The organism is Pseudoalteromonas sp. SWN166, from assembly GCF_015864485.1.
Taxonomy (GTDB): Bacteria; Pseudomonadota; Gammaproteobacteria; order Enterobacterales; family Alteromonadaceae; genus Pseudoalteromonas.
In genome coordinates this window covers 41,302-62,904 of sequence record NZ_JADYXB010000022.1, presented here as the reverse complement: position 1 = coordinate 62,904, position 21,603 = coordinate 41,302, and the positions used below count along the sequence as shown (strand labels likewise).

Annotated in this window: 20 protein-coding genes and 1 other RNA gene; 19 read left to right on the top strand and 2 right to left on the bottom strand. The window is 40.4% G+C overall.

From position 1 onward, the window contains the following. Positions 1-422 precede the first annotated feature (422 nt). The 6 genes from nfsB to I6F49_RS13685 all read left to right on the top strand — a co-directional run bounded on the left by nfsB (position 423) and on the right by I6F49_RS13685 (position 8,695). Positions 423-1,091 carry an oxygen-insensitive NAD(P)H nitroreductase gene (gene nfsB, locus I6F49_RS13710; RefSeq protein ID WP_166419309.1) on the top strand — a complete coding sequence of 223 codons (669 nt, stop codon included), beginning with the start codon at positions 423-425 and terminating at the stop codon, positions 1,089-1,091. A gap of 56 nt (positions 1,092-1,147) precedes the next feature. After that, complete coding sequence (locus tag I6F49_RS13705) at positions 1,148-1,780, top strand: putative quinol monooxygenase (RefSeq protein WP_197181009.1); 633 nt, start codon at positions 1,148-1,150, stop codon at positions 1,778-1,780. A gap of 120 nt (positions 1,781-1,900) precedes the next feature. Beyond that, on the top strand, positions 1,901-2,674 hold the full coding sequence (gene budA, locus I6F49_RS13700; RefSeq protein ID WP_197181007.1) for an acetolactate decarboxylase: 774 nt from the start codon (positions 1,901-1,903) through the stop codon (positions 2,672-2,674). 219 nt (positions 2,675-2,893) lie between these two features. Then, positions 2,894-4,309 carry an efflux transporter outer membrane subunit gene (locus I6F49_RS13695; protein ID WP_197181005.1) on the top strand — a complete coding sequence of 472 codons (1,416 nt, stop codon included), beginning with the start codon at positions 2,894-2,896 and terminating at the stop codon, positions 4,307-4,309. Continuing rightward, complete coding sequence (locus I6F49_RS13690; RefSeq protein ID WP_010554901.1) at positions 4,299-5,615, top strand: efflux RND transporter periplasmic adaptor subunit; 1,317 nt, start codon at positions 4,299-4,301, stop codon at positions 5,613-5,615. The genes I6F49_RS13695 and I6F49_RS13690 overlap by 11 nt, the downstream gene beginning before the upstream one ends. Continuing rightward, entirely contained in the window at positions 5,612-8,695 is a 3,084-nt protein-coding gene (locus I6F49_RS13685) for an efflux RND transporter permease subunit (RefSeq protein WP_024589701.1), read from the top strand. Before I6F49_RS13690 ends, I6F49_RS13685 begins: the two co-directional genes overlap by 4 nt. Before the next feature lie 188 nt (positions 8,696-8,883). On the opposite strand, the gene ssrS is transcribed toward I6F49_RS13685, so the two are convergent. Continuing rightward, positions 8,884-9,066, bottom strand: a non-coding RNA gene (gene ssrS, locus I6F49_RS13680) — 6S RNA. A gap of 193 nt (positions 9,067-9,259) precedes the next feature. On the opposite strand from ssrS, the gene I6F49_RS13675 reads away from it, so the two are divergent. The 4 genes from I6F49_RS13675 to I6F49_RS13660 are packed head-to-tail and all read left to right on the top strand — an operon-like array spanning position 9,260 to position 13,542. After that, positions 9,260-9,823 (top strand): UPF0149 family protein, encoded by a 564-nt coding sequence (locus I6F49_RS13675; protein WP_007587323.1) that lies wholly within the window; start codon positions 9,260-9,262, stop codon positions 9,821-9,823. A gap of 30 nt (positions 9,824-9,853) precedes the next feature. Then, positions 9,854-11,176, top strand: coding sequence for a Xaa-Pro aminopeptidase (pepP, locus tag I6F49_RS13670; protein WP_166419303.1), 1,323 nt, complete (start codon positions 9,854-9,856; stop codon positions 11,174-11,176). Positions 11,177-11,191: 15 nt separating this feature from the next. Beyond that, positions 11,192-12,379, top strand: a complete 1,188-nt coding sequence (gene ubiH, locus I6F49_RS13665; protein ID WP_166419302.1) for a 2-octaprenyl-6-methoxyphenyl hydroxylase — start codon at positions 11,192-11,194, stop codon at positions 12,377-12,379. Then, on the top strand, positions 12,376-13,542 hold the full coding sequence (locus I6F49_RS13660) for an FAD-dependent monooxygenase (RefSeq protein ID WP_197181003.1): 1,167 nt from the start codon (positions 12,376-12,378) through the stop codon (positions 13,540-13,542). The genes ubiH and I6F49_RS13660 overlap by 4 nt, the downstream gene beginning before the upstream one ends. 282 nt (positions 13,543-13,824) lie before the next feature. Here I6F49_RS13660 and I6F49_RS13655 read toward each other — a convergent pair whose 3' ends face one another. Then, entirely contained in the window at positions 13,825-15,024 is a 1,200-nt protein-coding gene (locus tag I6F49_RS13655; RefSeq protein ID WP_197181001.1) for an alpha/beta hydrolase-fold protein, read from the bottom strand. 376 nt (positions 15,025-15,400) lie between these two features. Between I6F49_RS13655 and rpsF the strand changes: the two genes are divergently transcribed. The 9 genes from rpsF to alr all read left to right on the top strand — a co-directional run bounded on the left by rpsF (position 15,401) and on the right by alr (position 21,589). Further along, positions 15,401-15,742 carry a 30S ribosomal protein S6 gene (gene rpsF, locus I6F49_RS13650; RefSeq protein ID WP_166419300.1) on the top strand — a complete coding sequence of 114 codons (342 nt, stop codon included), beginning with the start codon at positions 15,401-15,403 and terminating at the stop codon, positions 15,740-15,742. Between the two features lie 44 nt (positions 15,743-15,786). After that, positions 15,787-16,104 (top strand): primosomal replication protein N, encoded by a 318-nt coding sequence (gene priB, locus I6F49_RS13645; protein ID WP_033015549.1) that lies wholly within the window; start codon positions 15,787-15,789, stop codon positions 16,102-16,104. 12 nt (positions 16,105-16,116) lie between these two features. After that, a complete protein-coding gene (rpsR, locus tag I6F49_RS13640) occupies positions 16,117-16,344 on the top strand; it encodes a 30S ribosomal protein S18 (protein WP_007378475.1) in 228 nt (75 codons plus the stop codon). A gap of 35 nt (positions 16,345-16,379) precedes the next feature. Further along, positions 16,380-16,832, top strand: a complete 453-nt coding sequence (gene rplI, locus I6F49_RS13635) for a 50S ribosomal protein L9 (protein ID WP_002962755.1) — start codon at positions 16,380-16,382, stop codon at positions 16,830-16,832. Between the two features lie 219 nt (positions 16,833-17,051). Next, positions 17,052-17,600 (top strand): RNA polymerase sigma factor, encoded by a 549-nt coding sequence (locus I6F49_RS13630; protein ID WP_197180999.1) that lies wholly within the window; start codon positions 17,052-17,054, stop codon positions 17,598-17,600. Then, positions 17,587-18,069: a hypothetical protein gene (locus tag I6F49_RS13625; protein WP_197180997.1), complete on the top strand. Its 483-nt coding sequence runs from the start codon at positions 17,587-17,589 to the stop codon at positions 18,067-18,069. The genes I6F49_RS13630 and I6F49_RS13625 overlap by 14 nt, the downstream gene beginning before the upstream one ends. Positions 18,070-18,078: 9 nt before the next feature. Continuing rightward, a complete protein-coding gene (locus tag I6F49_RS13620; protein WP_197180995.1) occupies positions 18,079-19,017 on the top strand; it encodes a DUF4097 family beta strand repeat-containing protein in 939 nt (312 codons plus the stop codon). Positions 19,018-19,130: 113 nt separating this feature from the next. Next, the gene (gene dnaB / locus I6F49_RS13615) at positions 19,131-20,510 is read left to right on the top strand and encodes a replicative DNA helicase (protein WP_007587308.1); all 1,380 of its coding nucleotides are present in this window, start codon (positions 19,131-19,133) and stop codon (positions 20,508-20,510) included. Beyond that, complete coding sequence (gene alr / locus I6F49_RS13610) at positions 20,510-21,589, top strand: alanine racemase (protein WP_197180992.1); 1,080 nt, start codon at positions 20,510-20,512, stop codon at positions 21,587-21,589. The genes dnaB and alr overlap by 1 nt, the downstream gene beginning before the upstream one ends. The last annotated feature ends 14 nt before the right edge of the window (positions 21,590-21,603 follow it).

The following is a 21,603-nucleotide window of genomic DNA, read 5'->3' as shown; positions in this document are numbered from 1 at the left end:
TCAAGTAACCAATGACTAAGCATAAAAATACCCTCATAATCAAAAGATGATAAGGGTATTGTGAAGCAACCAAAAGATCGGTCAACCGATCAAAAATACCTTAACTGATCGGTGTTATCGCTTATAGCGGGGCTTTTTTGTTTTCGATTTTAGAATTAAACGTATTATACGTTAAGAGCTAAAAAACTGACTTGTAATCAGTAGTCTGTATAAGTTACCTGTTCGGCATCATTTATTTAAAAGCCTCGCTTATTGCGGGGCTTTTTTGTATCTGTAATTTATTCAACGTCATTATGGATAAAATGTTCCATATTAATTGGGTCGTTTCTCTCTTTTTCTATTGCCGTATTTTGCGCACAATTACCTCATCGAAAAGCAAATACCTTTGCTTATATGTTTTCAACCCGAGATAGGGGAAGTTTATGACTCAAGATATTACTCATTACGCAAAAAATAGACAGTCAGCTAAAGCGTACAATCCAACTAAAAAGATCTCTGCTGACAATATTGAAAAAATTAAAGAGTTACTTAGATTTAGCCCTTCAAGTGTTAACTCACAACCTTGGCATTTTATACTCGCGTCTAGTGACGAGGCTAAAGCCAAAATAGCTAAATCAACAGAGCGTTTATTTCCATTCAATAAAAAGTCAATTTTAGATGCATCACATGTACTCGTGTTTGCTAGTAAGTTAGATATTGAACAAGACTATTTATTACGTGTTTTAAAGCAAGAAGAAAAAGACGGTCGTTTTGTAGCAGACCCAATCGCATTTAAAGAGCGCATGCATGGTGGCCGTAACATGTTTATTAACTTGCACAAACAAGATTTTAAAGATGTACAGCATTGGATGGATAAGCAAGTTTATTTAAACCTAGGCGCATTTTTATTGGGTGTATCTACCTTAGGAATTGATGCAACGCCAATGGAAGGAATTGAAGTTAGCGTACTTGATGAAGAGTTTGGTTTACGCGAAAAGGGTTATTCAAGCTTGGTTGTTGTGCCTTTGGGGTATAGCGATGATAAAAACGACTTTAATGCCACTCTTCCAAAGTCGCGTTTAGAGTATTCAGAAATTTTAACTGAAGTTTAATTTTTACTTACTGCATTAGCTTAACTGATGCAGCGCTAATCTCTTTGGAGTTAATTATGATCACGCAAATAGTTAAATTTAATATTAAAGACGAATACATCAATCAATTCAAAGCGCTGCTTGAAGATGACAAGCAAGGCGGCAAAGCCGAAACTGGCTTACTAGAAATGCGTTTATATCAGGATAAAAATACACCTGGAGTATTTTTTGCCTACGAACGTTTTGAAAACCAAAATGCGGTTAATTACCACGGTGCACAGCCTTATACGCAAGCTCTATTGCAAGCATTGCCTAATATTAGCGAGTCTGCACCAGAAGTTATGAACTTAAAAGATACAACGCCAGCACCTTTGCATGAGCGCAATCTTAAAACGCCAAACTCACAAGACGATATATTTATTATCTTCTTTATATTCAAAATTAAATTGCAGTATAGAGCGCAGCTTTTAACCCAGTTTGAAACTCATATTACACAAACGCGTAGTCAAGAAGAGGGTAACCTTATATTTGATTTATACACAATTGAAGGCCAAGACGACACGTTAGCAGTGTATGAGCATTGGCGTAAAGAGTCAGACGTATGGGATATTCACTTTAATCAACCATACGCAATTCAAACCGGTAAATTAATGCATGAAGCCGTAGTAGGCGACCTCGAGCAATATATGAGCTTTGTAACTGAGCTATAAAGTACTTTTTGTAATTTATTAAAACTACTTCCCGTTTAGCAAATAGCAGAAGTAACGCTATTTGCTTTTTTTTGGTAGTTAAGCTAAATGCTTAGCTACCTTTTTTATTTTGGAAATACCATGAAACCATTTATTATCAGCGTTAGCTTTTTAGCCTTATTTACACTTAACTCAGCGGCCTTCGCAGCTCCAACTGAAAATGTAATAGAACAATATGGTTTTCCGCTTGCGCTAGTTAATCAGGTGTATACAGGCGATATTACACCTGCAGAAATGCTTAAAAAAGGTCAATTCGGATTAGGGACTGCCGATAATTTAGATGGTGAGCTTGTTGCGCTCAACGGTGTGGTTTATAAAATAGAAGTTGATGGCTCATTAATTAAGGCTCCAGCTAATTTAGCTGCGCCTTATATGACAATGTTTAAGTTTAATCCAAATAAGCGTATTACTTTAAAAAATGTGAGTTCGTTAGCGCTATTAGGTGAGAAACTTAAAGCAACTATGAGCTCTAAAAATAGTTTTTATGCTTATAAAATTACAGGCACATTTAATTATTTAAAAATGGCTTCTGCACAAAAAGTTAAAAACGACAGTGTTCCGCTTATGGAGTATTTAAAAACGCGAGTTATGTACACTAAGCAAAATATTAAAGGTACTTTAGTGGGGCTATATACACCAGAATATTTAGGCAACATTAGTATTCCGGGAATGCATTTTCATTTTGTATCAAACGATTACAAATTAGGTGGGCATTTAGAAGGTATTAGCTTTGATGAAGTGACTGTTGAAATTGAAGAAATAAATAAAATTAATTTAACCCTTCCTCAAGTTGAAAAATTCAGAACTATCGAATTAAAACAAGCCGCTGTGCCTGCTGCAAATAAACACAAGTAATAAGTTTAAAACGTATTAAATGCCAATTTTGGTTAAACACCTCATTGGCATTTTTTATTTTTAGTATTAAAAAGTGCTGAACATTTACTTATTTTTACCGTATAACTGGCTATTATGTTAATTCATCGCTAGCTATGTAATGTTATGTAAAGTAGGTTGAGCAAAATTTGTCAAAGTGCTTGAATTAACCTCATAAATAGCAGTAATTCAGGTTTAATTATGATTTGGCAATGCAAGCCAACCCTATTGGCAATTAGTGTGATGCTGCTTAGCGGCTGTGCGAGTGATTTAAACCCGTCTCAGCGCATGCAAGCGCCCAATAATATGCCACAGCAATGGCAACAAGAAGCATCAAGCTCGGTATTAAAAGTACAAGAGCAATGGCTTACACAATTACAAAATCCTACGCTTAATAAATTTGTACAACAAGCACTTAAAAACAATCAACAGCTTTTGCAAACGAGTTACGATGTAGAGATTCAAAAACAACAACTTATAGTATCGGGCGCGGCACTCTGGCCTAGTCTCGATTTATCAACGCGTACTAGCCGTAGTAAAGACAACCGCCCTGTAAGTTATAATAACGCGAGCTCTGTAAGTTTAGATTTAACGTATGAAGTCGATTTATGGGGCAAATTGTCTGATTCCAAGCGTGAGGCTAATCTTAACTATTTAGCTCAACAAGCACGCTTTGAGCAAGCTAAACAGCAACTGGTCGCAGATGTCGTTACCAGTTGGTTTGATGTTGTTTCAGCGCAGCAATTGCTCGATTTATTTAAACGCCGAGAAGAAAACTCACAACAAAACCTCGATATTATTGAGTCGGGCTACCGCCAAGGTATAAACGAAGCTCTCGATGTATATTTAGCCCGCAATGAGCTTAATAACGAGCGCTCTCGCATAGCAACGCAAACGGCGAGTCTATCGGCTTCAGCTCGAATACTTGAACGTTTGCTTGGCGAATACCCAAAAGGCGCTATTACTGCAAGCAGCGACTTACCGGTTATTAATACTGATATTCCACTAGGCTTACCTTCAGAGCTTATAACGCGCAAACCTTCGCTGCGTGCCAGCTGGTATGAGCTTTTAGCTACCGATGCATCACTTGCGTATGCGCACAAACAACGCTTTCCAAGTTTAAATTTAACAGCTTCTTTAAGTGATAGCACCGACAGAGTAAGCGACTTGTTTTCTCCATCAAGCCTTGCATGGTCGTTATTAGGTAGTATTTCAGCACCACTTTTTGAGGGCGGACGCTTAAAAGCGAATGAAGAAATAGCGCGCCTTAATACTCAAAAGCAAGAGCAACTTTATTTGCAAACGCTTTACGATGCATTTGGTGATGTAGAAAATGCGATTTCACAGCAGCAGTCTCTTAAATCACAATATAGCAGCACCCTTGAGGCGCAAGAAAACGCACTTGCAGCAGAGCAGTTGTCGTTTGAGCAATATCAAAGTGGCTTGGTAACTTACACTACGGTGCTTGACGCACAAGATAGGTCTTTCGATGCACAAAGCTCCTTAATCGACATTAAAAACCAATTAATAGCTAACAGAATTAACTTACACGTTGCCCTTGGTGGTGATTTTGCAAAGCCCTCAAGTGAACTAAAGAGCAATAATGATGAAAACTAAAACAGCAAAAATTATTATTCCAGCGGTGGTTATTATTGCCACTATTTTAATTGTTATGTTTATTAAAGGTAATCCGCCAGAGGCTAAACGCTTTGGCTCACCTCCTAAAGCATCAATAAGTGTGGCTGCGCTTGAGCTTAAACCACAAAATTACCAAGTGATGATTGATAGCTACGGTACGGTAAAACCACGTACACAAAGTTTATTAGTTGCTCAGGCATCTGGGCAAATAATTGAAGTAAGTGATGACTTTAGAGAAGGTGGCTTTTTTGAAAAGGGCGACGTACTTTTAAAGCTAGACGATAGAGATCATCAAGCTGAAGTTAAATCTGCTCAAGCCAATTTATTAACGGCAGAGCAAGGCTTATTAGAAGAAAAAGCGCGTGGACAACAAGCTATTACTGATTGGAAACGCCTTGGCGGCTCAAATCAGGCAAGCAGCCTAGTACTGCGTGAACCACAACTTGCAGCAGCCGAAGCAGAAGTTTTATCGGCTCAAGCAGTACTTGAAAAAGCCATGCTTGATTTAGAGCGCACTAAAGTAACCGCGCCATATGCGGGTCGTATACTTAGCCGTAGTGTTGATTTGGGGCAAGTTGTTACTAACAATACCCAGCTTGCCACTATTTACGCAATCGATAGCGTAGAGATTCGTTTACCGATTAAAAATAAAGATCTTCCGTTCGTAAATTTACCAGAGCAATATCGTGATGGCGCCAAAAATCAAGCAGGTTCAATTGTTAAATTTACCTCTGACTTAGTGGGTGAGCAAACGTGGCAAGGGCAGCTAGCGCGTACCGAAGGTGCTATAGATGAAGGTGCACAACAGCTTTACGTAGTTGCTAAAATTAACGACCCATATAAAGCAACGGCTAATAACCAGTACCCAATAAAAATAGGGCAATACATAAAAGCGCAAATTACCGGTAAAACAGTTCCTAACGCACTTATAATCCCTAACAGTACAATATATCAAGGGACGTATGTTTATGTTGTTGAAGAGGGTGTACTTAAGCGTAAAGACATTACACTTGCTTGGCAAAATGCGACACAAGCGATGATAAAAACGGGATTAAATCCAAATGATAAACTGGTTATTACTCCACTAGGGCAAGTGAGTTCTGGTACTCAGGTAAGTATTTTAGGCGAACAAAGCACAGAGCAACCTAAAAGCCGAGGAGCTAATGGGCAAGGCAAAGGAAAGCGCCCGACGCCAGAGCAGCTTGAGCAAAAAGCAAAAGAGCAGGGTATTAGTGTTGAAGAGCTAAAAAAACGCCGCGCAGCAAAGCAAGGAGATAAGCCATGATCGCTTGGTTTGCCAAAAACCATGTTGCTGCTAACTTATTGCTAGTAACGCTGTTACTGTCGGGACTTTTTAGCTTATCAAGCAAAATACCGCTTGAGGTATTTCCTTCATTCGAAACTGACATGATAAGCGTAAATGTAAGTTTGCGTGGTTCAACACCAGAGGATGTAGAGCAAGGTGTAACTATACGAATAGAAGAAGCAGTGCAAGATTTAGAGGGCATAAAGCAAATATTTAGTCGCTCTTCTGAAGGTTCAGGCTCTGTGACAATAGAAGTGGAAAGCGGTTACGACCCTCGTGAGCTTTTAGCTGATATAAAAAGTCGTGTAGACGCAATTAACACTTTTCCAGCCGATGCTGAAAAGCCGATAGTAGCGCTTGCTGAGCGAATTCGTGAAGTTATCGCGGTTACCGTATCGAGTGACTATGGCGAAAAAGAAACCCGCGAATACGCAGAAACAGTACGCGATCAAATCCTACGTTTACCTAATGTAACGCAGGTAGAGCTAAGTGGCGTTCGTGATTACGAAATAGCCATTGAAGTAAGCCAAGATATTCTTCGTCAGTACGATTTAAGCTTGGCACAAATATCGAGTGCTATTTCAAACTCAAGCTCAGATATTTCTGCTGGTAACTTAAAAACAGAAGGCGGGGACGTACTTATAAGCTCTAAAGGGCAAGCATATCGTAAAGATGAATTTGCCAGCATTGTTGTTAAAAACCAAGCCGATGGCACTATTATTCGCTTAGGCGATATAGCGACTATAAAAGATGATTTTGAAGAAACACCAGTACGTACTCGCTTTAATGGTAAGCAAGCTGCATTTATCGACGTATATCGAATTGGTCCACAAAGTGCGATTACAGTTGCTGACGATGTTAAAAACTACATAAAAGAGCAACAAAGCTCTCTCCCGCAAGGGTTTGAACTAAGTTACTGGGATGATGATTCGGAGCTGGTTAAAAGTCGTATTTCGACCCTTACTACCAATGCTTTACAAGGCGGTATTTTAGTACTGGCTTTACTTACTTTGTTTTTACGCCCTGCAATTGCATTTTGGGTATTTATTGGTATTCCGGTTTCGTTTATGGGCGCGTTTATAGCGATGCCTATTTTTGGCGTAACCCTTAATATTATGAGCTTATTTGGCTTTATATTGGTACTGGGGATTGTTGTTGATGACGCCATAGTTACCGGTGAAAACGTTTACACCCATCTAAAAACGGCTAAGTCGGGCGAGCAAGCCGCAATTTTAGGTACTCAAGAAGTAGCAACACCAGTAACATTTGGTGTGTTGACTACCGTTGCTGCCTTTTTACCTTTGGCCTTTATTGAAGGGGCGCGTGGTGCCTTGTTTGCACAAATACCGGTAGTGGTTATTCCGGTATTATTGTTTTCATTGATTGAATCTAAATTTGTACTACCAGCACATTTAAAATATATAAAACTACGCCACGAAAAAGGCGAACCTTCAAAGTTTGATGTTATTCAACAGCGTTTTGCAGATGGATTTGAAAACGCGATTTTAAAATACTATCAACCCACTTTAAATTTAGCACTGCGCCATAAATTGGCTTCGGTAAGCTTGTTTATTGGTGTATTTGTTATAATTTTAACCATGATCACCAGCGGTTGGACTAAGTTTGTATTTTTCCCGCGCATACCAAGCGAAACAGTCCGCGTTAACTTAACACTACCAACAGGTACACCGTTTGAAGTAACTAATAAATACGTAATTGACATGTCGCAAAAGGCGCAGCAATTACAAGAAAAATACCGCGACCCAGATACTGGCGAAAGCGTTATTTTAAATATATTAGCCACAACAGGCGGGCGTGGTGGTGTATCTAATTCAGGCTCTGTACGCTTTGAAATAACACCGGCTGAAAAGCGTGAATCAGACATAGGATCACGAGAACTTGCCAGCGAATGGCGCGATTTAATTGGTGTCATACCAGGCGCCGAAAGTTTAACGTTTAGAGCCGAAATTGGCCGAAGTTCAGACCCCATTGATGTTCAGCTTAGCGGCACTTCGTTGACTATTTTACAAGACGTGGCTGATCACATTAAAACCCGTTTATCGACCTATCCAACGGTATTTGATATTGCCGATAGTATGTCCGACGGTAAAGAAGAGTTACAAATAGAGCTTACGCAACAAGGTTTAGCGCTGGGCTTAAATAGAGTCAATGTAGCAGGACAAGTACGTAACTCGTTTTTTGGCTCGCAAGCACAACGTATTCAGCGAGGCAGGGATGACGTACGTGTAATGGTACGCTTACCTATAGATGAGCGCCGCTCTGTAGCTGACCTACAAAACATACTTATAAATACGCCTGATGGAGGCTCAGTGCCTTTATCGCACGTGGCAACACTTACTGCTGGGCAAAGTCCATCAACTATTAATCGAATAGACCGTTACCGCACATTAAACGTAACAGCCGATATCGAAAAAAATAATACCAACATGACCATACTGCAGGCTGACCTAACGGAGTATTTAGATGGGTTAATGCAGCAATATCCTGGAGTAGATTACAAACTAGAAGGTGAGGCTAAAGAGCAAAGAGAGTCGTTTGGTTCGTTGGCTTGGGCACTTGTGTTTGTATTTTTTATTATTTATGCGCTATTAGCAATACCGCTTAAATCTTACTTACAACCAATCATAGTAATGAGTGTTATTCCATTTGGCATGATAGGTGCTGTAGTAGGGCATTGGATCATGGGAATGGACTTAACTATTATGAGTTTACTCGGTATGCTTGCGCTAACCGGGGTGGTGGTAAATGACTCCCTCGTACTCGTTGATTTTATTAATAAAAAGCGCAGTGAAGGTGGTAAAGTTCTCGATGCTATAAAAATTGCAGGTGCATCACGTTTTCGCCCTGTAATGCTAACTAGTTTAACGACCTTTATTGGCTTAATGCCATTACTGTTTGAAAAAGCGACTCAGGCACAGTTTTTAATACCAATGGCAGTGAGCTTAGGGTTTGGGATTATTTTTGCTACCTTTATTACTTTATTGTTAGTACCAATAAACTACATGCTAATGGAGCGTTTTCAAGGTTGGTTTAAATAACTTCACTCTTAAATACGTGATTATTAAAGCTGTAGGTAAGCAATTACCTGCGGCTTTTTTATAAGCTAAAAAGTAATATTAGACAATAGAAGATAAGTGAATAAAAAATTTAGATAAATATAAGAGTAAACAGGAAGGTTAATTTCTTTTTTGATAAAGCCTTTTAAAGGCGAGGGTTTGCTAAAAAGGTGTTCCCCAAGATACGGTACTCGGTTTCAGTCCTGAAACCAGAAGGTTTCAGGGCGGGAATCTGCGGTTTACCGTAGGCTTCTCGGTACATGCCGAGCCTGCACAATAGTAGACGAACAAAAACCCTGGTATAAAATTTATCGGCTCAGGGACTTAACTAAGCTCCGGTACCCCAGGGAACAATTTAAGTATATAAGACATAATCCAATCCTTAAACCCCAAACGTAAAAAATTAAACCGTTCGCTTAGTTTTTCCGCACCTTTAACTCATCATTTACTTTATCGCATGGTTTTTGAGCTTGATCATACAATTAATTGGAGTTGCTTTTTATCGAGTGGTAGCATTGCCTTAACTTGCAAAGCGAAGATTTTATTATGAACGATTTACCCGATTACGAAAAAGCTCAACTGCTTTTAGAAAAAAACGAAATATTTGTATCACCTGCTGAAGCGCATGGTGTAATTAGTGGTTTACTTGCGTGTGGTTTAACCATTGACGACAAAGAATACTTAGGCCTTTTGAGTGATGTGTTTAACGATGGTGAATCGTTTAGTAACGATTTAAAGCAGTTTTTTGGCACTATTTATAAGCAAGTAGTAGCGAGCTTTAATGATGATGAATTTCAGTTTGATTTATTTTTACCAAGCGACGACGAAACACTCATCGATCAGGCTAATGGCCTCGTATCATGGGTAGCGGGTTTTATGCTTGGTTTTGGTTTAAAGCAAAAAGACTACGGTAAACTATCGAGTGATGTTAAAGAGGTTATTACTGACTTTAGCGAAATCACTCGCCTAGATACTACTTTTGAAGAAACCGAAGAAGACAGCCAAGCGCTGCACGAAGTGATTGAATATGTGCGTGTATCAGCACTACTTTGTTTTGCAGAGCTTGGTAAAGAGCAAAGCACGCAAAGTACTAAAAAAACACTTCATTAACTTTTAAAAAGTAAAACGGGTTGGTTAATAATGGTTGAAGTACAAAAGTCAGAATTTAAAGCACGTCGCGAGCGCTTACTTGCTCAAATGGATGAAAATAGCGTTGCTATTATTCCCGCTGCGAGCGAAGTGACGCGCAGCCGCGATACCGAATATGCATTTAGGCAAGATAGCGACTTTTTTTACTTAACTGGCTTTAACGAACCCGACGCCGTACTTGTACTCTGCAATAACAGCGATGCACCCAGTACTTTATTTTGCCTAGATAAAGACAAACTAGCTGAAATTTGGCATGGGCGCCGTATTGGTTTTGATAAAGCCAAAAGTGACTACCTGTTTGATGAAGCTTACCCACTCAGTGAATTAAACGATAAGCTACTAACTATACTAAATGCAAAAGATGCTATTTATTTTGCACAAGGCGCCTACTCTTCATTTGATACCAAAGTGTTTTCGTTATTAGGTATGCTTCGAAGTGGCTCTCGAAAAGGACTCAAAGCACCGAGTACTTTAAAAGAAATACGTGGCCTTATTCATGAAATGCGTTTGTTTAAATCGCCAAGCGAGATAGATGTTATGCGAGAAGGCTGCGAAATTAGCGCGCGAGGGCACATGCGCGCTATGCGTTTTTCACATGCTGGAGCTACTGAATTTCAGCTAGAAGCTGAGCTACATCATCATTATGCAATGAACGGCGCGCCGCACCCGGCGTATGGCACTATTGTTGGCAGTGGCGACAACGCCAATATTTTACATTACACACAAAATAGCGATGTATTAAAAAGTGGTGACCTGGTACTTATAGACTCTGGGTGTGAGTTACAAGGTTACGCTGCTGATATAACACGTACATTTCCGGTAAATGGTCAATTTAGCGAAGAGCAAGCCGCGCTTTATAATATTGTACTTAAAGCGCAAGAAGTTGCTTTTGATGAGGTAAAACCCGGCGGGTTTATGTCGCACGCCAATAAACTAGCAATGGAAGTAATGACCCAAGGTTTACTTGATTTAGGTATTCTAACCGGCGACTTTGACGAGCTAATGGCAAAAGGTGCGTGTAAAGAATATTACATGCACGGGCTTGGACATTGGCTTGGTTTAGATGTACATGATGTTGGCGACTACAAAGTAAATAACGCTGAGCGTGCATTTGAGCCGGGTATGGTACTGACCATAGAGCCAGGGCTTTATATAAGCGAAGACTCAAGCGCACCGCAAAAATACAAAGGCATTGGTATTCGTATCGAAGATAACTTGCTAGTTACCGAAACCGGCCATGAAAACTTGACCCTAAGCGTACCTAAAAAAATTAGCGATATAGAAGCACTTATGCAAAGTGCTAAAAACGTATAAAGCTCGGAGAGTAAAGTGGCTAAGCAGTTTGATGTAGTTATTATTGGCGGTGGTTTAGCGGGAGCAAGCTGCGCATTAAGTGTGGCTAAAACTAATCCCGCGTTAAATATTGCCGTTGTAGAAGCTAATCAAGTAACCGGCGACTACCACCCAAGCTTTGACGACAGAAGCATTGCACTTGCTCAGCAATCGGTAGAGTATTTACAAAGCCTCAATTTATTTGAGCAAAATGCCCCTTACACCGCAGCAATCAAAAAAGTGAGCGTGTCTGATAGAGGCCACTTTGGCAAAGCGCACATTAATTGCGACGAATTTGCTAAGCCCTCACTTGGTTACGTAGTAGAAGTGAATCCATTTGGCCGAGCGCTCCACCTGCGTTTAACGCAGTCAAATATTACGCTTTTGTGCCCCGATAGCGTAACTGCCATCGAGAAAACTCTGCATAGCAATACACTCACCCTACAAAGCGGCGAGCAATTAAATGCAGCACTATTGGTTATTGCTGATGGCGCACAATCACCCACACGCAATTTACTCGGGCTTGGTTTTAATACCCTGCCTTATGAACAAGGCGCTATTATTGCTAATGTAGAAGTGGCTGGTGGGCATAATAATCATGCCTTTGAGCGCTTTACACAAAACGGGCCTATGGCGTTATTACCCATGAGCAATAACCGTTATTCGTTAGTGTGGTGTATGCGCCAAGAGCAGGTTAAACAGCACATGGCACTCAGTGAACAAGATTTTTTAAGTGCCCTGCAAAGCGCGTTTGGTTATCGCGGTGGTCAATTTACTAAAGTAGGCATGCGCACGAGTTACCCGCTTGTTTACGGGCAAGTTGAGTCTTTAACTGCGCACCGTACAGTGGTTATTGGTAATGCTGCACATGCGATTCACCCTATTGCAGGGCAGGGTTTTAATTTAGGCCTTCGCGATGTGCAAGTACTTAGTAATTTAATAGCAAATAGCCAACACGATTTAGGCAGCTATGCGTTTACACGTGAATATTCAAAAAAGCGCAGTAGCGATATAAAAACCGTAATGAGCTTAACCGATGCACTTGTTAGACTTTTTTCGAACTCATCGCGAGTGCTTGCATTTGGGCGTAGTATTGGGTTGTTTTCGATGGATTTATTTCCCGCATTAAAAGCGCCATTAGCTAAACAGTTAATGGGGCAAGTTAAACAAGGTAGGCGTTTATGAAGCAAGCACAGGTTTGTATTGTAGGTGGCGGCTGTGTAGGGCTAACACTAGCACTTGGTTTGGCAAAAGCCGATATAAGCGTCGTTGTACTCGACGGCGCACCAACACAAGCGTTACCAACTGACGAATATGGTTTGCGCGTAAGTGCGCTAAGCATTGCAAGCCAAACCTTGCTTGAAAAATTAAATGTATGGCCCGAAATTATCGCACAGCGAGCGTGTGCTTATACGCATATGGACGTACGTGATGCCGACAGCTTTGGCAAAATAGCGTTTAATAACGAGCAACTTGAGCTTGATAATTTAGGCCATATTGTTGAAAACGACATTATTCGCTATGCGCTTATAAAGGAGCTAGAGCAACAACCAAGCGCCACACTAATGTTTGATACGCAGTATCAGCAAATACATCAAAGTGAATCTGACGTATTTATAACGCTTAAAAGCGGCGAGCCAATTATTGCAAAGCTGCTGGTGGCCGCTGATGGAGCAAACTCAGCTATTCGTAAGCAATTTAATATGGCGCTTAGCTTTAAAGATTACGATCACCATGCGCTAGTTGCTACAGTTAAAACTAAAGAGCAACATGCAAATACCGCACGCCAAGTATTTTTACCAACAGGGCCACTCGCGTTTTTACCATTGAGCGATGAGCATACTCATTCAATTGTGTGGTCTACCAGCCCCAATCATTGTGATGAATTATTAGCAATGGACGACACCGCCTTTAATAAAGCCGTAATGGCAGCCATAGATAGCCAATGTGGCTTGTGTGAAGTGCAAAGTAAGCGCGCTGCTTTCCCACTTAAAATGCGCTACGCCCAGCAATGGGTTTCAGGCAAAGTTGTACTTATTGGCGATGCTGCACATACTATTCACCCACTTGCAGGGCTTGGTATGAACTTAGGCCTAAAAGATGCGGCTTATTTAATTGAGCTACTCACAAGTGATAGCAAGGAGTTTGCAAGCACTCGCACACTTCGCGATTACGAGCGTACCCGTAAGCTCGATGCGCAAAAGCACATTGCGATGATGCAAGGGCTTAAAGAGTTATTTGAAGGTGCAAACCCGGTTAAAAAACTTATTCGCGGAGTAGGGCTATCATTAGTTGATAACCTAGGCCCAATAAAGCATCTGTTCGCCAAAGAAGCGATAGGCAAGTAACGTAGGTTGGGAAGAGCGAAGCGAAACCCAACGAGAAAAGCAGTAGTTTTAGCTGCCAGCTTTCAGTCAAAGAAAAACCGATGTTTAATTTAAACATCGGTTTTTTGTTTTAAAATGGTTTTGAATATATTAAAAGCTGCGCTTTTCACGCGAGCAAGCTCTGCGTTTACATGCAAAGTTTAACACTGAGTTTAATTTTACCGTAGGCGTTTAGCTTGCTGACGCGACGAGCGTAGCTCGTAATTACTATCGTTAGTTAAAAAGCGCTTTGCGTTAAATCAGTTATAAATTATGTTGTGCTTCATTCACCATATCTTTGAGCGCATCAACTAACATTGGATCTCGCGAGTTTTGTTTAGCAAGCTCTAGTGCATGTTTCATACTGGTAACGGCTTCTTTAAACTGTTTGTCAGCAGTGTACCCTTGCGATAATCGCATGTGAGAGTAAGCAGCATTAGGATAATCGCTAGTAAAGTGTTTAAGCGTAGTTATCGCTTTTTTAGTGTTATCAAACTTTTGCTGGCTATGGGCAAATTCTACGTACACATCTTGTGGAGTTTTAAGCTCAAAACCGTACTTATCACTGAGTGCTTGGTAGTAACCGGTAATGAGGGATACATCAGCAAATCTTCCGTGCTCATCAGTAACCTTAAATATTAGGTCACTAAATAAGTTGATTAGGCTATCGCTAAGGGCTGGTAGTATGGTGCCCATATGACTAAAAGCAGGGTAATGTTTATATTCCCATTTTAGCTGCGTAGGCATTTGCTGTTCTAAATTTACTAAAGTATTTAATACACCTGTATAAAAGCGTGACCCTTCACTTGCTACACTAATAAATAACGATTGATCGCCTTTAGGATTTTTAGTGTATTTAATAATATTATTTTTTAACTCTTCATCACTCCACCAACTATTTGGGCTTATAGCTATGTAGTTGTTAAATAATTCAGGCTGATTAACTAAAGTATAAAGCGCTAAAGTACCCGCATTAGAGTGACCAATTAAGGTGTTGTAGCCGTTTGTTGGGTAGTTGCTATTTATATAAGGCATGAGTTCATCAGACACAAACTTTAAAAACTTGTCGGTTTGCCCAGCGTCAGGCCATTTGTTTTTAACAAAAGTTTGAAACTCTGTTTTAGGCTCGCCTTCTACTTTTGGTAAATAATCACGAACACGGTTAGTTGTATCTATACCAACGAGCATTGCGTTAGGTATCTGCTCGTAATCAACAAGGGATTTAATAACACCAGACGCCGTATGAAAGTGCTCAACACCATCAAGTAAATAAATAACATAAAGCGGCTGATCGTCTTTTACAGTGTCAGGTATGAAAATTTTAATGGGTCTATCTTCGTTAAGTATTTTTGACTGCAGAATGACTTTTTTACCAACGGTTATGTCAGTTATAGTGGTTTTTGCGTGGCTTAAAAGCGATGTGCCCAAAGTAAGTATTAATACGAGCGATAATAAATGCTTCATAAATATCCTTATTTAATAATGTGTTGTTCAATAATTGCACGGCTTTAAGCTTGAGTAAATATTTATATTTTAGGTGAAAGCGTAAAGTTTAACTAATTAAAAGCTGCGCTTTTCACGCGAGCAAGATCGGCATCTACAATATATATTATGCTCCGCGCCTAACTTTTACAGTATGCGTGCAACTTACTGACGTGATGAGCGAGGCTCGTAATAATTACCTTTAAACACTTATCTATAAAAGCTTAAAAAACCTGCTTGCTTAATTATCCGTCTAAGCGTAAAATGCGCGCTCATTTCGGCTTTTAAACTATTAATTCCTTGCCTTAAACCGACCGGCCGAAACGGTAGAAGGCTCTATTAACCGTAAGGAATATCCATGCGTCATTACGAAATCGTATTCATGGTTCACCCTGATCAGAGTGAGCAAGTAACTGGTATGATCGAACGTTATACTGGTTCTATCACTGAAGCTGGTGGTGTTATACACCGTCTTGAAGATTGGGGCCGTCGTCAATTGGCTTACCCAATTAACAAGCTTCATAAAGCTCATTATGTTCTTATGAACGTTGAAGCACCAACTGAAGTAATCAGCGAGCTAGAAACTACTTTCCGCTACAACGATGCAGTGCTTCGTAACTTAGTTATCCGCACTAAAACTGCTGAAACTGAAGCGTCTCCTCTTGCAAGAGAAGAGAAGAAAGAAGCACCTGCTGCTTAATTGTTTTGAGTCCTAGCATGGCGTTTAACTGGCGGTAAGTATAAATGGTTAGCCCTTTTATGAATCAGCTGGTTATATCTGGGGTAGTTTGTAAAACTCCCAAGTTTAGCCAAAGCCCTGCAGGCATCCCGCATTGTATTTTTGTTGTAGAACATAAATCGATGCAAACCGAGGCAGACCTTAACCGTAATAGTTACGTGAGGCTTCAGGTGGTTGCTAGCGGAAAGCAAATGCAACAACAGACTCAACATTTGCACGTTGGGCAGGCATTGCAAGTGAGTGGTTTTTTAAATCGCCACGAAGGTCGTAACGGCCTTAGCCAATTGGTTTTGCATGCTCAGCATATAGAAAGAATTATTTGAGGAATTAATCTCATGGCACGTTATTTCAGACGTCGTAAGTTCTGCCGCTTTAAAGCGGAAGGCGTAAAACAAATCGATTACAAAGATCTAGCTACTCTTAGAAACTATGTTACAGAAAGTGGCAAAATCGTACCTAGCCGTATCACAGGTACTAGCGCTAAATTTCAGCGCCAGCTAGCAACTGCTATTAAGCGTGCTCGCTACTTAGCCCTTCTTCCATACACTGACTTACATAAGTAAGCAGCGGATTAACAGTTTTTAAAAGGTGTAGAAACATGCAAGTTATTCTACTAGATAAGATCGCTAACCTAGGTAGCCTAGGTGAACAGGTTGTAGTTAAATCTGGTTTCGCACGTAACTTCCTTTTCCCTCAAGGTAAGGCAGTTCCTGCGACTAAAGCTAACATTGAAACTTTTGACGCTCGTCGTGCAGAACTTGAAGCGAAAATCGCTGAACAGTTAGTTGCTGCACAAGCACGCGCTGAAAAACTAGAAGCATTAGCAGAAGTTACATTAGTATCTAAAGCTGGTGACGAAGGTAAGTTATTCGGTTCAATCGGTACTCGTGACATCGCTGACGCTATCTCAGCTGTTGGTGTTGAAGTTGCTAAGTCAGAAGTTCGTTTGCCTCTAGGTACTATCCGTGAGACAGGTGAATTTGACGTATCAATTTCAGTTCACTCAGACGTAACGGCTACTATTAAAGTAATCGTAATCGCTGAAGCTTAATTTTTAATTAAGCGACAAAAGCCGTGCTATTAGCGCGGCTTTTTTGTGTCTGTAATTTGGCTAACTTCATTAGTTAAGGGCACAGTTCAATAAAGCCTCGTACAACCCCTTTTTTTATTCAATTATTTTTTCATTTCGTTTAAACCTTTTCGAACTGTCATTACGTCTAACTTATCAATACACTAACTCAATAATAATAATTAGAAGGCGACATCGCGGATGTTACACGTTAAACCCGAACAAACGCCTTTATGCGAAACTACACTTATTGAGCGTGTTCAATCGGGTGACCAAGTGGCATACGCTACTCTTTATGAGCTGCATATAAAGCGAGTCTACGGTTTATGTTTACGCTTATTAGCCGACCAAGCACACGCCGAAGATGCAGCTCAAGAAGTGTTTGTGCAGGTATGGCATAAAATAGCGCAATTTGACGGTCGCTCACAGTTTTCTACCTGGCTTTACAGCGTTGCCAGTAATGTAGCGATTAACTATTTACGCAAGCAAAAAAATTGGCTGCAAAAAGTGGTGAGCATTGAACACAGCGGTATGGATGAACAATCAGCTAACGATTGTGATGGTTTAAATGGCCTTGATAAATTAATAGTAAGGCTTCCTGAGCGAGCACGTATGGTGTTTGTATTATTTGCAATTGAAGGTTATAGGCATGAGGAAATAGCCGAGCAGTTAGGTATGGCTGTGGGGTCGAGTAAATCGCAATATCATCGTGCTAGGCAGTTATTACAAGAGTGGTATGAAAATGAATAAACCAAATTTTGACGACTACTTAAACGAGTCATTAAATACACTAAATAAAGAGATACCACCAAAAAAAGGCTTGTGGACAGGGGTTGAGCGAGCGATTGCTAATAACAAACCGACATCAAAAAATGCTGTGATTTGGCCAAAAATAACGGCAATAGCAGCATGCACAGTGGCTGGTTTAATCGCTATAAACACATTTGTTATAACGCCTGAACCACAACCTGCATTGGCAATAAGTGACTATTTTTCGGCGCAAAAAAACAGTTTATTAGTTGAGTATAAAAATGAAGAAGCACTGACTACTAACTGGCAAACACAGCTTCAAGAACTAGAAGAAGCTGAGCAAGCAATAAAGCAAGTTCTTGAAAGTGAGCCACAAAACCAGGCGCTACTAACAATGCTAGCGCAAATATATCAACAACAACTTGATTTAATTAACAAGGTGCATGCGCCACGTTGGCAGCACATTTAGGAGTACGACATGAAAGCGATTTTATTAGGACTGAGCTTATTTCCATTAGCGGTATTTGCGGGTGAAAAAATAGATAAGCAAATAGACGTACCAAATGGCGGCACTATTTTTATTGAAAACCAACGCGGTGATATACATATTACAGGCTGGGATAAAAACGAATTTAAAGTATCTGGCGAGCTTGATGACAAAGCCGAGGGTTATGAGCTTAAAACAAATGGCGATAAAACTCAGTTTATTGTAAAAATGCCACGTAAATCAAATTGGGGTAATAATGGCGATGGCTCAAGCCTAACTATATTTATGCCTAAAAGCAGTAGTTTAGAGTTTGCTGGTGTTAATGTATCGGTGACTGCGAAAGAGCTAAAAAATGGCGCTGAAGTTGACGTGGTTAATGGCGAAATTACGGTAGATGATATTACTGGCAACATTAAGCTCACCACCGTAAATGGTGATGTGAACGCTGAAAACTTAAACGGTAATATTCAATTTGAAACCGTAAATGGCGAAATTAACGATAGGCAATCAAGTGGTGAACTACGTTTTAGCGCTGTTAATGGCGATATTAAATCAACCTCAAGCGCCAATGATGTGCGCCTTGAAAATGTAAATGGCGATATAGATTTTACGCTATCGTCAATTAAAAACTTACGTATTAACACGGTGAATGGCGAAGCCGAAGTACATATTAAAGAGCTTTTAAAAGGCGGTGATGTACGTTTTGAATCGGTAAGTGGCGATGGTGATTTTTACTTTCCTGACAGCGTATCTGCAAATTTTGAAATTAAAGCGCACGCTAATGGCAAAATCATTAATAAAGTTACTAGTGATAAAGTCAGTAAAGCTAAATACGGCCCAGCCAGTGATTTAAAATTTAGCATTAATGGCGGTAATGCTAATGTTGAAATGGATACAATTAGCGGGCGCATAGAGCTTCGTATTAAATAACGCTCATTCACCTTCACGATTACAAAAAGCAGGAAAAGATTTCCTGCTTTTCTATTTGCACAGCCCCTTCAAGTCGATAGAATAGAGCCATTCAATTTTACTACTGTGAAGTTATGGCCAAACCAGATAAGCAAGTCGATACACTTAAAGTTCCTCCCCATTCAATAGAAGCTGAACAATCTGTTTTAGGTGGCTTAATGCTTGATAACCAAGCTTTTGACCGCGTAGCTGAACTTGTTGTATCACAGGATTTTTATACCCGCACGCACAAGTTAATTTTTGAGGCGATGACGGCACTTGCTGAGATTGGCGATCCGATAGATTTAATCACTATTTCTGAAAGTTTAGAAAAAAATAATAAACTGGCAGGAATTGGTGGCTTTGCTTATTTAGCAGAAATAGCTAAAAACACGCCAAGTGCTGCTAACATTGACGCTTACGCAAGTATTGTACGCGAACGTGCTGTTGTACGTGAAATGATTGGCGTAGCGAACGAAATTGCAGAAGCGGGTTTTAATACCGAAGGACGTACCAGTCACGACTTACTCGATTTTGCCGAAAGCAAAGTGTTTAAAATAGCTGAGCAACGAACAAAAAATAATGAAGGCCCGCAAAGCATTCATAGCATCCTTGAAAAAACCGTTGATAAAATAGAAGAGCTTTATCAATCACCACAAGATGGTGTTACGGGTGTAAGTACAGGTTATGCCGATCTTGATAAAATGACGACGGGCTTACAGCCTTCTGACTTAATAATTGTTGCAGCACGTCCTTCAATGGGTAAAACGACCTTTGCGATGAACCTTGCAGAACATGCTGCAATGACTCAAGACAAACCAGTATTAATTTACTCTCTAGAGATGCCCTCAGAACAAATTATGATGAGGATGCTAGCGTCTCTTGGCCGTATTAACCAAACTAAGGTACGTACTGGTCAGTTAGATGATGACGATTGGGCACGACTTTCATCAACAATGGGCTTGTTGATGGAAAAAGGCAAAATGTACGTTGATGATGCATCGGGCTTAACACCTACCGATGTGCGTTCACGTGCAAGGCGTATAGCCCGCGACCACGGCGGCATTAGTATGATCATGGTCGATTACTTGCAGTTAATGCGTGTACCAAGTTTAGCTGATAACCGAACGCTCGAAATTGCTGAAATTTCGCGTTCACTTAAAGCATTGGCAAAAGAGCTAAAATGTCCGGTAGTTGCGCTTTCGCAGCTTAACCGTACACTAGAGCAACGTGCTGATAAACGCCCAATTAACTCAGATTTACGTGAGTCAGGGTCGATAGAGCAAGATGCCGATTTAATCATGTTTATTTACCGTGATGAAGTTTATAACGAAGACAGTACCGACAAAGGTATTGCCGAAATTATTATAGGTAAACAACGTAACGGTCCAATTGGTAAAGTGCGTTTAACATTCCAAGGTCAATTTTCTCGCTTTGATAATTACGCGGGACCAGCGGTAGATGACGATTACTAATGCGCTTAGCTACTGCTGAAATTAATTTAGCTGCACTTGCGCATAATTTAGCGCAAGTTAAGTGCTTTGCGCCTAACAGCAAAGTAATGGCGGTGCTAAAAGCAAATGCTTACGGGCATGGCTTAGTAACGATTGCGCAGCATTTGAATGATGCTGACGCATTTGCTGTGGCGCGTATAGATGAAGGGCTTGCCCTTCGAGCTGGGGGCTTAACAAAGCCAATAGTTTTACTCGAAGGCTTTTTTAATAAAGCCGATATACCTATTTTACTTGCTAATAACTTTCAAACTGTTATTCACGATGAATACCAATTAGCCGCGCTTGAAAAAGCAAAGCTCGATGCGCCAATAACCTGCTGGTTAAAAGTAAATACAGGTATGCATCGATTAGGTATTGCGCCAGAGCAGTTTGAAGCGTTTTATAACCGCTTACAAAAAACACCTAATGCTAAAAATACCGTTAATTTAATGACTCACTTCTCCTGTGCTGATGATGTTGGAAATGCTAAAACGGTTCAACAAATTACGTTATTTGATAACTTAGTGAATGGCATAGACCAAGCGCATTGCTTATCAAATTCAGCGGGTATTATCGCGTGGCCAAATGGCCATGGTGATTGGGTACGGCCAGGGCTTATGCTGTATGGCGTATCGCCTATGGCAAATAGCATTGGGCAGCAACACAAATTAAAGCCAGTTATGCGCTTAACTACACGTGTAATTGCAGTGCGTAATGTGCCAGCCAATGAAGCGGTCGGGTATGGCGGTCGTTGGAAAAGTGATAAACCAACCAAGTTAGCCGTTGTTGCTATGGGCTATGGTGATGGCTACCCTCGGCACGCTAAAGAGGGGACGCCCGTTATAATAGGCGAGCAGCGTTATGGTATTGTCGGTAGTGTAGCTATGGATATGATTAGCGTTGATATAGGCGCTAACGAGCACAATATTAAAGTAGGCGACAGAGTCACTATGTGGGGCCCTGAACTACCCGTTGAAGAAATAGCACTATGCGCTGATACCATTCCTTACGAGCTGTTGTGTAATATTACACCACGTGTAAGTTATGAATATCAGCGTTAATATAAATTAACTAT

What these genes read in the sequence shown, in the direction of transcription:
- nfsB (WP_166419309.1), top strand. Translation starts at nt 423, where the DNA reads ATGACTCAAGATATTACTCATTACGCAAAAAATAGACAGTCAGCTAAA.
- I6F49_RS13705 (WP_197181009.1), top strand. Translation starts at nt 1,148, where the DNA reads ATGATCACGCAAATAGTTAAATTTAATATTAAAGACGAATACATCAAT.
- budA (WP_197181007.1), top strand. Translation starts at nt 1,901, where the DNA reads ATGAAACCATTTATTATCAGCGTTAGCTTTTTAGCCTTATTTACACTT.
- I6F49_RS13695 (WP_197181005.1), top strand. Translation starts at nt 2,894, where the DNA reads ATGATTTGGCAATGCAAGCCAACCCTATTGGCAATTAGTGTGATGCTG.
- I6F49_RS13690 (WP_010554901.1), top strand. Translation starts at nt 4,299, where the DNA reads ATGAAAACTAAAACAGCAAAAATTATTATTCCAGCGGTGGTTATTATT.
- I6F49_RS13685 (WP_024589701.1), top strand. Translation starts at nt 5,612, where the DNA reads ATGATCGCTTGGTTTGCCAAAAACCATGTTGCTGCTAACTTATTGCTA.
- I6F49_RS13675 (WP_007587323.1), top strand. Translation starts at nt 9,260, where the DNA reads ATGAACGATTTACCCGATTACGAAAAAGCTCAACTGCTTTTAGAAAAA.
- pepP (WP_166419303.1), top strand. Translation starts at nt 9,854, where the DNA reads ATGGTTGAAGTACAAAAGTCAGAATTTAAAGCACGTCGCGAGCGCTTA.
- I6F49_RS13660 (WP_197181003.1), top strand. Translation starts at nt 12,376, where the DNA reads ATGAAGCAAGCACAGGTTTGTATTGTAGGTGGCGGCTGTGTAGGGCTA.
- I6F49_RS13655 (WP_197181001.1), bottom strand. Translation starts at nt 15,024, where the DNA reads ATGAAGCATTTATTATCGCTCGTATTAATACTTACTTTGGGCACATCG.
- rpsF (WP_166419300.1), top strand. Translation starts at nt 15,401, where the DNA reads ATGCGTCATTACGAAATCGTATTCATGGTTCACCCTGATCAGAGTGAG.
- priB (WP_033015549.1), top strand. Translation starts at nt 15,787, where the DNA reads ATGGTTAGCCCTTTTATGAATCAGCTGGTTATATCTGGGGTAGTTTGT.
- rpsR (WP_007378475.1), top strand. Translation starts at nt 16,117, where the DNA reads ATGGCACGTTATTTCAGACGTCGTAAGTTCTGCCGCTTTAAAGCGGAA.
- rplI (WP_002962755.1), top strand. Translation starts at nt 16,380, where the DNA reads ATGCAAGTTATTCTACTAGATAAGATCGCTAACCTAGGTAGCCTAGGT.
- I6F49_RS13630 (WP_197180999.1), top strand. Translation starts at nt 17,052, where the DNA reads ATGTTACACGTTAAACCCGAACAAACGCCTTTATGCGAAACTACACTT.
- I6F49_RS13625 (WP_197180997.1), top strand. Translation starts at nt 17,587, where the DNA reads ATGAAAATGAATAAACCAAATTTTGACGACTACTTAAACGAGTCATTA.
- I6F49_RS13620 (WP_197180995.1), top strand. Translation starts at nt 18,079, where the DNA reads ATGAAAGCGATTTTATTAGGACTGAGCTTATTTCCATTAGCGGTATTT.
- dnaB (WP_007587308.1), top strand. Translation starts at nt 19,131, where the DNA reads ATGGCCAAACCAGATAAGCAAGTCGATACACTTAAAGTTCCTCCCCAT.
- alr (WP_197180992.1), top strand. Translation starts at nt 20,510, where the DNA reads ATGCGCTTAGCTACTGCTGAAATTAATTTAGCTGCACTTGCGCATAAT.